The organism is Comamonas sp. FUJ_7 (assembly GCF_057369555.1).
The window spans coordinates 187,365-198,454 of sequence record NZ_JBXXZI010000002.1; the positions used below are offsets into that span (position 1 = coordinate 187,365).

13 protein-coding genes are annotated in these 11,090 nt (G+C 59.3%); 9 read left to right on the top strand and 4 right to left on the bottom strand.

Translation table 11 applies throughout. The features are described from left to right. Positions 1-22: 22 nt before the first annotated feature. Together AC2I9W_RS04580 and AC2I9W_RS04585 are read right to left on the bottom strand one after the other, a co-directional pair. Positions 23-511, bottom strand: coding sequence for a peroxiredoxin (locus tag AC2I9W_RS04580; protein ID WP_486408858.1), 489 nt, complete (start codon positions 509-511; stop codon positions 23-25). Between the two features lie 139 nt (positions 512-650). Beyond that, positions 651-1,019, bottom strand: coding sequence for an Mth938-like domain-containing protein (locus tag AC2I9W_RS04585; RefSeq protein WP_486408859.1), 369 nt, complete (start codon positions 1,017-1,019; stop codon positions 651-653). Positions 1,020-1,186: 167 nt separating this feature from the next. Between AC2I9W_RS04585 and AC2I9W_RS04590 the strand changes: the two genes are divergently transcribed. From AC2I9W_RS04590 to AC2I9W_RS04625, 8 genes are all read left to right on the top strand, one after another. Continuing rightward, positions 1,187-2,476 carry a pyridoxal phosphate-dependent aminotransferase gene (locus AC2I9W_RS04590; RefSeq protein ID WP_486408860.1) on the top strand — a complete coding sequence of 430 codons (1,290 nt, stop codon included), beginning with the start codon at positions 1,187-1,189 and terminating at the stop codon, positions 2,474-2,476. 69 nt (positions 2,477-2,545) lie between these two features. Beyond that, positions 2,546-3,880, top strand: coding sequence for a homoserine dehydrogenase (locus AC2I9W_RS04595; protein ID WP_486408861.1), 1,335 nt, complete (start codon positions 2,546-2,548; stop codon positions 3,878-3,880). Between the two features lie 160 nt (positions 3,881-4,040). Next, the gene (gene thrC, locus AC2I9W_RS04600; RefSeq protein WP_486408862.1) at positions 4,041-5,465 is read left to right on the top strand and encodes a threonine synthase; all 1,425 of its coding nucleotides are present in this window, start codon (positions 4,041-4,043) and stop codon (positions 5,463-5,465) included. Positions 5,466-5,659: 194 nt separating this feature from the next. Further along, the gene (mobB, locus tag AC2I9W_RS04605; protein WP_486408863.1) at positions 5,660-6,250 is read left to right on the top strand and encodes a molybdopterin-guanine dinucleotide biosynthesis protein B; all 591 of its coding nucleotides are present in this window, start codon (positions 5,660-5,662) and stop codon (positions 6,248-6,250) included. Then, on the top strand, positions 6,217-7,473 hold the full coding sequence (locus AC2I9W_RS04610) for a molybdopterin molybdotransferase MoeA (RefSeq protein ID WP_486408864.1): 1,257 nt from the start codon (positions 6,217-6,219) through the stop codon (positions 7,471-7,473). The genes mobB and AC2I9W_RS04610 overlap by 34 nt, the downstream gene beginning before the upstream one ends. Positions 7,474-7,485: 12 nt before the next feature. After that, a complete protein-coding gene (gene moaD / locus AC2I9W_RS04615; protein ID WP_486408865.1) occupies positions 7,486-7,740 on the top strand; it encodes a molybdopterin converting factor subunit 1 in 255 nt (84 codons plus the stop codon). A 198-nt stretch (positions 7,741-7,938) separates the two neighbouring features. Next, positions 7,939-9,366, top strand: a complete 1,428-nt coding sequence (locus tag AC2I9W_RS04620) for a short-chain fatty acid transporter (RefSeq protein ID WP_486408866.1) — start codon at positions 7,939-7,941, stop codon at positions 9,364-9,366. Next, positions 9,363-9,716 (top strand): recombinase family protein, encoded by a 354-nt coding sequence (locus AC2I9W_RS04625; RefSeq protein WP_486408867.1) that lies wholly within the window; start codon positions 9,363-9,365, stop codon positions 9,714-9,716. Before AC2I9W_RS04620 ends, AC2I9W_RS04625 begins: the two co-directional genes overlap by 4 nt. A 102-nt stretch (positions 9,717-9,818) precedes the next feature. Here AC2I9W_RS04625 and AC2I9W_RS04630 read toward each other — a convergent pair whose 3' ends face one another. Further along, positions 9,819-10,142, bottom strand: a complete 324-nt coding sequence (locus AC2I9W_RS04630; protein ID WP_486408868.1) for a hypothetical protein — start codon at positions 10,140-10,142, stop codon at positions 9,819-9,821. An 11-nt stretch (positions 10,143-10,153) separates the two neighbouring features. Further along, on the bottom strand, positions 10,154-10,408 hold the full coding sequence (locus AC2I9W_RS04635; RefSeq protein WP_158390186.1) for a hypothetical protein: 255 nt from the start codon (positions 10,406-10,408) through the stop codon (positions 10,154-10,156). A gap of 157 nt (positions 10,409-10,565) precedes the next feature. Between AC2I9W_RS04635 and AC2I9W_RS04640 the strand changes: the two genes are divergently transcribed. Beyond that, positions 10,566-11,027 (top strand): molybdenum cofactor biosynthesis protein MoaE, encoded by a 462-nt coding sequence (locus AC2I9W_RS04640; protein WP_486408869.1) that lies wholly within the window; start codon positions 10,566-10,568, stop codon positions 11,025-11,027. The last annotated feature ends 63 nt before the right edge of the window (positions 11,028-11,090 follow it).

The window sequence follows — 11,090 nt, forward strand, 5'->3', positions numbered from 1 at the left end:
AATCCGGGTCAAAGCAGGAGGCTTAGGCAACCTTCTTGTCTTGTGCCTTCAGAGCCTTGACGGCCTTGAGCACTTCATCCACGTGACCGGGAACCTTCAGGCCGCGCCACTCTTGTGCCAGGATGCCGTCTGCGCCGACCAGGAAGGTAGAGCGCTCAATGCCCTTGACCTTCTTGCCGTACATGATCTTGTTCTTGACCACGCCAAACATGTGGCACATCTTCTCTTCGGTGTCTGCAATCAGCTCAAAAGGCAGTTCCAGCTTTTCCTTGAAGTCGTTGTGCGAGTTCATGTTGTCACGGGACACGCCAAACACCGTCGCGCCAGCCTTGACAAAATCTTTGTACTTGTCGCGGAATTGCATAGCTTCCGTGGTACAACCGGGCGTATTGTCTTTGGGGTAGAAATACAGGATCAGAATTTGGCCATTGTGCGAGGTGTTGGACACCTTGATGCCGCCGGTCGCGTTGGCTTCAAATTCTGGGAGGGGTTTGTTGACAACGATCGCCATGCGCTTGTATCTCTCGGGTGTGTTCGTTGAAATGCCGAGGGCGTCGGTGGTATTTTTGTTTTTATCAATCGATCGCCCCCAACCGCAACCTGCGATTTTACCCTGAAATACGTATTTTTCTCAATAGATGCGTACAAGTCTATGCTAGCAGCAGGGCTGCAACCACGTTTCTCCCCTCGCTTGCCAGTACGTTGTACGTGCGACACGCGGACGCGGTGTCCATTGATTCCAGTCCAATTCGCTTGGACATCAAGGGCTTGAGCCAGGCTACGGGCGGAAAGCGGTTCTTGCTACCGCTGCCAAAGAGCACAACTTCCACATCCAGCTTGGCAAGCTCTTCGAAGTGCTCAGCCGTCAGGTCTTCGAAGCGGGTGCAGTTCCATGGCGTCAGCAGACCACGTGAGCCCACCAGCAAACTGGTCTCATGGTTATGCTTGTCGACGGCAATCCAGCCCGGGCCATAGGCGGTGATGGTCTGCGCATCGGATTTGTCAGTCTGGAATTTCATGGTCAAGAGTGTGCGCAATCGGCGCGCAGGAGAGGGGCGATGGCTGCTGTCTCCATACGGCGAGGGTGGGGGACATTGCTGCAGCGCGGAACTGTGTTCAAATTATAGGTTTCACCATGGCGTTTGCTGCGTCATGGCGTGCCTGAAATCCTTTTGCATAGATTCGCATGAAAACCGTTCTCAAATCCGCCAAATTAGCAAACGTCTGTTACGACATCCGCGGGCCGATCATGGACGCGGCGAAGAAGATGGAGGACGACGGCCAGAAGATCATCAAGCTCAACATCGGCAATCTGGCCGTGTTCGGCTTCGATGCCCCTGAAGAAGTCCAGCAGGACATGATCCGCAACCTGCCCAACTCGGCAGGCTATTCGGATAGTAAGGGTATCTTCGCCGCCCGCAAGGCCGTGATGCACGAGACGCAGCATCAGGGTATCAAGGGCGTGACGCTGGATGACATCTATCTGGGCAATGGTGCATCCGAGCTGATCAGCCTGGCGACCAATGCGCTGCTGGACAACGGTGACGAGATGCTGTTGCCCGCACCCGACTATCCGCTGTGGACGGCTGCAACCAGCCTGTCGGGTGGCACACCCGTGCATTACATGTGCGATGAGGCCAATGGTTGGATGCCCAATATGGCGGACATCCGCTCCAAGATCACGCCGCGCACCAAGGGTATCGTCGTCATCAACCCCAACAACCCGACAGGCGCGCTGTACAGCAAAGAGCTGCTGCTGGAAATTGTCGAGCTGGCGCGCGAGCACGGTCTGGTGATCTTCGCCGATGAGGTCTATGACAAGGTGCTGTACGACGATGTGGTGCACACCCCGCTGGCTAGCCTGTCCACCGATGTGCTGACCATTACCTTCAATTCCCTGTCCAAGGCTTACCGTAGCTGCGGTTACCGCGCGGGCTGGATGGTGATCTCTGGCGACAAAAAGCCTGCCAAGGATTACATCGAAGGCCTGAACATGCTCTCCAACATGCGCCTGTGCGCCAACGTGCCCGGCCAATGGGCCGTGCAGACGGCATTGGGCGGTCATCAAAGCATCGATGCTTTGGTGCAGGAGGGCGGTCGCCTGCGTGTGCAGCGCGATCTGGCCTGGGAGCTGATTAACGCCATTCCCGGCGTGTCCTGCGTCAAGCCTCAGGGCGCTCTGTACATGTTCCCGCGCCTGGACCCCGAGGTCTATCCGATCAAGGATGACCAGGAATTCTTCCTTGAGGTGCTGCAGGACACCAAGGTCATGCTGGTGCAGGGCACGGGTTTTAACTGGCCCAATCCCGATCACTTCCGCATTGTCTTCTTGCCGCATGAGGCCGACCTGCGTGAAGCCATCAACCGTCTGGCGGCCTTCCTAGAGAAGTACCGCAAGCGCCATGGCACGGATAAGCCCAAGGTGGTTCCTGCAGAGAAGCTGGCCAAGCCAGCCAAGGCAGAGAAAGCCGCATAAAACTTTCTTTTTGATAGCTGGTGGCGCTTGATAATCAAGCGCTTCAGCGCTTTTTTGACCTTAGAACTTATGAAACCCATCCAAGTAGGCCTGTTGGGCATTGGCACCGTAGGTAGCGGTACTTTCAATGTGCTGGAACGCAACCAAGACGAGATTCGCCGTCGTGCGGGTCGTGGCATTGAAATTACCATGGTGGCCGACTTGGATACCGAACGCGCCAAGAGCGTGGTGGGTGACAAGGCCAAGGTCGTCGGTGATGCCCGTGAAATCATCGCCAACCCCGATATCGACGTGGTGGTTGAGCTGATTGGCGGCTACGGCATTGCCAAGGCCCTGGTGCTGGAAGCCATTGCCGCCGGCAAGCATGTGGTGACCGCCAACAAGGCGCTGCTGGCCGTGCATGGCACGGAAATCTTCAAGGCTGCCGCCGAGAAGGGTGTGATCGTGGCCTATGAAGCGGCCGTGGCCGGTGGCATTCCCATCATCAAGGCACTGCGCGAAGGCCTGACGGCCAACTCCATCCAGTGGGTGGCCGGCATCATCAACGGCACGACCAACTTCATCCTGTCCGAAATGCGCGACAAGGGCCTGGACTTCGACGTGGTGCTGAAAGAAGCCCAGCGTCTGGGTTACGCTGAAGCCGACCCCACCTTCGACATCGAAGGTGTGGACGCTGCCCACAAGGCCACGCTGATGAGCGCGATTGCCTTCGGTATTCCCGTGCAGTTCGACAAGGCCTATGTGGAAGGCATCACAAAATTAGCCGGTGCCGACATCAAGTACGCCGAACAACTAGGCTACCGCATCAAGCTGCTGGGCATCACCAAGCGCACCGACAAGGGTGTTGAGCTGCGCGTTCACCCCTCGCTCGTGCCTTCCAAGCGCCTGATTGCCAATGTGGAAGGCGCGATGAACGCCGTGGTTGTGAACGGTGACGCCGTGGGCACCACGCTGTACTACGGCAAGGGTGCGGGTTCCGAGCCTACGGCTTCTGCTGTGATCGCTGACCTGGTGGACATTGCCCGCCTGCACGGCGCTGACCCTGCGCACAGCGTGCCTGCGCTGGCCTTCCAGTCCAACACCCTGGCTGCCGCAGGCAATGAGTTGCCCGTTTTGCCCATGGCCGAAGTCATCACCAGCTACTACCTGCGCATCCGCGTGGCCGATGAAGCCGGTGTACTGGCCAAGATCACCGGCCTGCTGGCGGGGGCGGGTATCAGCATCGACGCCGTGCTGCAGCGCGAAGCTGATGAAGTGGGTGGCGAGGGGTCGACCCAGACCGATCTGATCATCCTGACCCACGAAACACGCGAAGGCGATATGGACAAGGCTTTGGCCGAAATCCAGAGCCTGCCTACGGTGCTGGCTCCCATTACTCGCATCCGCAAAGAAGAGCTGAACTGAGTTCACCTCCTGAGGCGCTTTGCGCCTTCCCCCTCTCTGGTGCTACGCACCGGAGGAGGACGACACCAGCGCGGCGGGGCGGCCCTTGCGCGGTGTCTCTGGCGAAAGCCGCCCTGGTGCAGATGCTGTGCCAGTCCCTGAATATTGACGAGGAAGCACCATGCTTTATCTGTCCACCCGCGGTCACGCTGACCGCAAGCGTTTTTGTGACATCCTGCTCGAAGGCCTGGCGCCTGATGGCGGCCTGTACCTGCCGGTTGAGTACCCCCAGATCAGCGATGACAAGCTGACCCAGCTGCGCACCACGCTGGCAACCAAGGGCTACGCCGCGCTGGCGTTCGAGATTCTGTCGCTGTACATCGACGACATTCCCGCAGCCGATCTGCAGTCCCTGTGCGCTAAGACATACACCAAGGAAGTGTTCGGCACGGATGCCATCGTGCCCGTGCGTCAGCTCGATGGCGTGCTGCACATCGAAGCCCTGTCCAACGGCCCCACGCTGGCCTTCAAGGACATGGCCATGCAACTGCTGGGCAATCTGTTCGAGTACGAACTGGCCCGCCGCAATGAAGAGCTGAACATTCTGGGCGCCACATCTGGCGATACAGGCAGCGCGGCCGAATACGCCATGCGCGGCAAAAAAGGCGTGCGCGTCTTCATGACCAGCCCGCATGGCCGCATGAGCCCCTTCCAGCAGGCGCAGATGTTCAGCCTGCAGGACGAGAACATCCACAACATCGCCATCGAAGGCGTGTTTGACGACTGCCAGGACATCGTCAAGGCCGTTAGCAACGACCACGCGTTCAAGGCGCAGTACAAGATTGGCACCGTCAACTCCATCAACTGGGCACGTCTGCTGGCCCAAGTGGTGTACTACTTTGCCGGCTACCTGCAAGCCACCCAGAGCAACGACCAGAAGGTCAGCTTCACCGTGCCATCGGGTAACTTTGGCAATATCTGCGCTGGCCATGTGGCACGCCAGATGGGGCTGCCGATTGCCAAGCTGGTGGTGGCCACCAACGAAAACGATGTGCTGGACGAGTTTTTCCGCACCGGCGTCTATCAGGTGCGTGGTTCGGCCAACACTTACGAAACATCGAGCCCCTCGATGGACATCAGCAAGGCCAGCAACTTTGAGCGCTTTGTGTTCGACTTGGTCGGCCGTGACGGTGCACGCACCAAGCAGCTGTTTGCCGAAGGCGTGGCGAAGGCGGGCAAGTTCGATCTGAGTGCCGATCCAGCCTTCAAGGATGCTGCCGCCAAGTACGGTTTTGTGAGTGGCAAGAGCACGCACGCCGACCGCCTTGCCACCATCAAGGACACCTACGAGCGCTTTGGCCAGATGATCGACACCCACACCGCCGACGGTGTGAAGGTGGCACGCGAGCATTTGGGTGCAGAGCCCATGCTGGTGCTGGAAACCGCTTTGCCCATCAAGTTTGCGGCCACCATCGAAGAGGCCCTGGGCCGCTTGCCCGATCGTCCCGCCAAGTTCAATGGCATTGAAGACCTGCCCAAGCGCGTTGTCGTTATGGCTTCCGATGTGAATCAGGTCAAGGCCTTTATTGAAGCCAACTGCAAGTGAAATGACTTTCCCCCTGAGGCGCTTTGCGCCATCCCGCAGGGGACGGCAGCCTCGCCGCAGGGCGGCCTTTGCTCGCTGCCTCTGTCCTTGGGCAGCGCCCATGGCCACTGATGCGGTTTTCGGTTGAGGTCAAAATACATGCCGGCGCTTGGCTACCAAGCGCCGGTTGCTATTTGGAAGAGAGCAAAACGTATATGAAGGTCATAGGCTTTGCCGGGTATTCGGGCGCAGGCAAGACCACTCTGGTCGAGGCTCTGGTGGCGCTGATGAAGCAGCAAGGCCTCAAGGTCTCGGTCATCAAGCATGCCCATCATCACTTTGATGTGGACCGCGAAGGCAAGGACAGCTGGCGCCACCGCAAGGCTGGAGCTTACGAGGTGCTACTGGCGTCTGACCAGCGCATGGCGCTGATGCGTGAATATGAGCAGCCGACTGAGTTCAGCGTGCATGACATGCTGGCGCAGCTGGACGCGAGCGTGGACTGGGTGCTGGTCGAAGGCTTCAAGCACGGCGATTTGCCCAAGGTCGAGGTCTGGCGGCAGCAGCAAGACCGCCTGGACAAGGGCAAGAGCATCGAGCCCCTGTATCCACATGACGCCAGGGTGCTGGCCGTGGCCACCGATGCTGTCCATGCTCTGCCGCAAACACCCACCCAGCCAGTGCTGGACTTGAACCAGCCGCAGCTTGTGCTGCAATGGCTGATCGCTCACGCGGACTCTCTGCAATACAAGAACGAAGGAAAGACATCGCAATGCAAGCACCCCACACCAATCGCAAGCCATTGAAGCCGCTGGACGATGCACTGCAGGAGCTGCTGGCCCATGCCCAACCCATGGCGGGCAGCCAGATGGTGGACACCTTTGACGCCGATGGTCGGGTGCTGCTGCAAGACGCGATTTCGCCGCTTCAGGTGCCGCCCCAGGACAACTCGGCCATGGATGGCTATGCCGTGCGTGCCGCTGAATGCGCGAGTAGTGATGCCGTGCTGTTCGTGTCCCAGCGCATTCCAGCAGGCACTGCGCCTGATGCTTTGGCTGCCGGTTCTGTAGCCCGCATCTTTACCGGCGCGCCCGTGCCCGCGGGTGCGGATGCCATCGTCATGCAGGAAGACTGCGAAGTGCTGGAAGATGGCCGCGTGCGCATCAAGGCCCAGCCTGTAGCGGGTCAGTGGATTCGCCGTTCGGGTGAAGACATTCGCCAGGGCGCGACGGTGATCGAGGCAGGAACTCGCCTCACACCCGCCCACCTGGGCCTGGCGGCCAGCATGGGCTTTGCCCAGTTGAATGTTGCGCGCAAGCCGCGCGTGGCGCTGTTCTCTACCGGCGATGAGCTGGTCATGCCAGGCACCGTGGCGCCGCAGGACATGAAGCCCGGCAGCATCTACAACAGCAACCGCTTTTTCCTGCGGGCCTTGCTGCTGCGCATGGGCTGCGAGGTGACGGATCTGGGCATTGTTCCCGATGACCGCGAAGCCACGATGGCCGCGTTGGCCGATGCGGCCATGGATCACGATGTGATCGTCACCAGCGGCGGCGTGTCCGTGGGTGAGGAAGACCATATCAAGCCTGCCGTGCAGGAGCTGGGTCAGCTCGACCTCTGGCAGATCAACATCAAGCCCGGCAAGCCGTTTGCCTACGGCCGCGTCAATCGCGAGTCCGGCACAGGCTTTGCGCACTTTATCGGTCTGCCCGGTAATCCCGTGTCCAGCTTTGTGACTTTCCAGGTGCTGGTGCGTCCCTTCCTGCTGCGTTTGCAGGGCGTACAGAACGTGCTGCCGCGCGCCATCGATGCGCGGGCCGATTTTGTTTGGCCCAAGGGCGACAAGCGCCGCGAATTCCTGCGCGTGCGCTACAACGAGCGTGGCGGGCTGGAGCTGTTCAAGAACCAAAGCTCGGGCGTGCTGACTTCCACGGCCTGGGGTGATGGTGTAGTGGACAACCCCGCAGGAACCACCATTGCCCAGGGCGACAGCGTGCGCTTTGTCCCGTTTTCCGAACTCATGGCCTGAAGGAGTAATGAGATGAACCAGATTACCGTGCGTTATTTCGCATCCATCCGTGAAGCCATGGGTACGGGCAGCCAAAGTCTGCAGAGTGCAGCGCCGACGGTTGGGGCACTGCGTGCAGAGCTGATGGGCCAGAGCGAAGCTGCAGCCCAGGTGCTGGCAGAAGGCCGTGCGGTGCGTATGGCGCTGAATCAAGACATATGCGCTGATGATGCAGTGCTGAAAAGCGGCGACGAAGTGGCCTTCTTCCCCCCAGTCACCGGTGGCTGACAGCGGAGAGAAATTTAGCTTCTCTTCCCCAAAGGCCTCCACGGTCGCCTGTGCAGGCTTTTTTGTGCCCGCAGGTAGGTGACAGCCGCAATGGTGAGATTGCTTACTAGGGTTTTCATGGGTGAGTTTTCATGAATCTGACGAGATTCATTTTGGACAATCCGCGCTTTCTACAAGAGAGACAGAAAGCGCTTACTCATGACAACTCACGTCAATATGGAGGAAACCCGCTCTGCGCGCTTTGCCATGCGCTGCGCCAGCTGGGCGGAAAAGTGGTTCCCGGATTCCTGGGTGTTTGCTGCCGTTGGCATCTTTATCGTGGTGCTGGCCGCCTTTGCTATTGGCGCGCCTGCGGCTGAAACCAGCAAGGCCTTTGGCAAAGGCTTCTGGAGCCTGATTCCCTTCACCATGCAGATGGCGTTTGTGGTGATTGGTGGCTATGTGGTGGCCAGCTCCAAGCCCGCCTCCAAGCTGATCCATTCCCTGGCCCTCGTGCCCAAGACCGGTCGTGGCGCCGTGGCTTGGGTGGCTTTCGTGTCGCTGACCGCATCGTTGCTGAACTGGGGTCTGAGCCTGGTGTTTGGCGGCCTGCTGGTCAAGGCGCTGGCGCGTCGCACCGACATCAAGATGGACTACCGCGCTGCGGGCGCAGCCGTCTATCTGGGCCTGGGGGCTGTGTGGGCGCTGGGCATTTCGTCGTCAGCCGCACAGCTGCAGGCCAACCCGGCCAGCTTGCCTCCTGGAATCCTGGCCATTACCGGTGTGATTCCGTTTACCGAGACCATTTTCTTGTGGCAGTCTGGCGTGATGCTGGCCGTGCTGATGATCATCTCCATCGTCGTGGCTTACATGACAGCCCCCGGTGAAAAGTCGGCGCGTGATGCTGCTCAGTGCCAGGTTGATCTGGCCGAAGAAGTGGTACAGGAAGTCAAAAAGCCCAGCCGCCCCGGTGAATGGCTGGAGTACAGCCCCATTCTCATCATCATGATGGTGGCGCTGACGGTGGGCTGGATGGTGGAGGAGTTCTCAAGCAAGCCTTTCATTCAGGCGATTTCGGGTCTGAACACCTACAACCTGCTGTTCCTCATGGCTGGTGCGCTGCTGCACTGGCGTCCGCGCAGCTTCCTCGATGCCGTGGCGCGTGCCGTGCCTACTACGACCGGTGTGCTGATTCAGTTCCCGCTGTATGGTGCTATTGCAGCCATCATGACGGACGTCAAGGGCGTGGACGGTGCCAGCATTGCCCACCATATCTCCACCTTCTTCACCAGCTTTGCCACGCATGACACCTATGCGCTGCTGATGGGCACTTACTCTGCCGTGCTGGGCTTCTTCCTGCCTTCGGGCGGTGGCAAGTGGATTGTGGAAGCGCCTTACGTCATGCAAGTGGCCAATGACCTGCAGTACCACCTGGGCTGGGCCGTGCAGATCTATAACGCCGCTGAGGCTCTGCCCAATCTGATCAATCCCTTCTACATGCTGCCGCTGCTGGGCGTGCTGGGCTTGAAGGCGCGTGACCTGATTGGCTACAACTTTGTGCAGTTGCTGGTTCATGCGCCGGTGGTGCTGTTCCTGTTATGGTTCCTGGGTCAGACCCTGAGCTATACCCCTCCTGTAATGCCATGACCTCAATTGCCGATTTGCCATCTACCGAAGTGAACCCGGATATCAGCGCCCGTACCCGCAAGGCGCTGGCCGAAGCGCGCGAGCGCGGGATGAAACTGGGAACCGCGGGGGCGGCCAATATCCGCGCCACGGTGGAAAAACGCAAATCGGCTGCCGATGCCTTTGCCAAGCAGCACGAAGCGCTGTTTGCGCAGTTGCAGGAAAAAGGCCTGACCCACCGTGCTATGGCAGCTGAACTCAATGCCCGAGGCATTGCTGCGGCCAAGGGCGGAGAGTGGACCCATGGTCAGGTGCAGCGCATTCTGAACCGCTACGCAGACTGGAAGGCGAAGGGCTCAGCAGAGACCTGATGGCGGTGAGCTCATTAAAAAAGCCGTGCGCTGAACTGCACGGCTTTTTGTTTTGATAGCTGCCAGCGCTTTGTGGGTAAGCGCTGGAGGCTGATTTGACGCTTATTCTGAAGTGGTGGCTGGCAATTGCGGCGAACGCCATTCCAGCAATTCGGCCAGGCGCTGAACAATCCAGCCTGCTTCGGCTGCAGTGACGACGGAGCCTTCCATGGCCAGTCCGCTATGCATGCCCAGCAGTACCTGCTCTTCGGAAGAGTTGCCCGAGTGATAGAGCGTCTGGGCCTGCTCCGTCAAATGGCTGGCAAGGTCTTCGCAGAGTTCATAGCGGGCTACGACCTCGGCAATGGAGGCTGAGAGCTTGCCGCTGCGTGTGCGAAACAGTTCCGCAAAGCTGGGGGGCGGCTGTATCTGGCTGGTTTCGTCCATGAAGCGATCCCTTAGCTTGGCTCGAACAAGCGCTCGAAGCGCTCGATATCCGCCGAGAACTCGCAGGTGATGAGCTGCCCTGACTTGTTGTCGCGCTTGCGATGGGCAGCAAACAGCGTGGCCTTGCCCTTGAAGTTGTAGTCGGGCAGGTGGATCAGCTCATAGGGATAGGGCACAAAGAGCTGGAACTCGAAAATCATCCGGTGCTCATTGCGTGGAGAGGGGTACAGCGTGTACTCCGGCAGGTTGATGGTTTGTGTGGCCATGGTGCAATGCTAATGCGCAGCTCATGCCTATGTCAGGGCCTGCACGCATAACCCTCGCTGTCGCGCAAGCCATGCAGGGTGTGGTGCCTTGAGCATCTGAGGTGTTGCGGCCTTTTGCAAGCCAGCCGCTTTGCGGCGAGCCTGCGACAATGCAGGTATGACTGCTGCACGTGTTTTCATTCAGACCCAGGACTTTGACCTTTCGGCCGAGATTGCCGCCTTGCGCGCTGGCGATGCGCGCGTGGGCGCGGTCTGCAGCTTTGTCGGTACGGTGCGTGACCGCAACGAGGGCGATGCGGTCTCCAGCATGGAGTTGGAGCACTACCCGGGCATGACCGAAAAATCCATCGAAGCCATCCTCGACAAGGCCGTGGAGCGGTTTGGCATCTTTGGTGCGCGCGTGATCCATCGTATCGGCCTGCTGCAGCCCATGGATCAGATTGTTCTGGTGGCTGTAACCAGTGCCCACCGCGGCAAGTCGTTTGAGGCCTGCGAATACATCATGGATTACCTGAAGTCCGAAGCCCCGTTCTGGAAAAAAGAGCAGACCGGGCAGGGCGCACGCTGGGTGGATGCGCGGGTCAGCGACGAGCAAGCTCTGGCGCGCTGGGTGGCCTGACTTTTCGAGTGATTGGCTGGTACTCGATACAGTGAAGCCCTTGGCACTTGCGCATGAATTCTA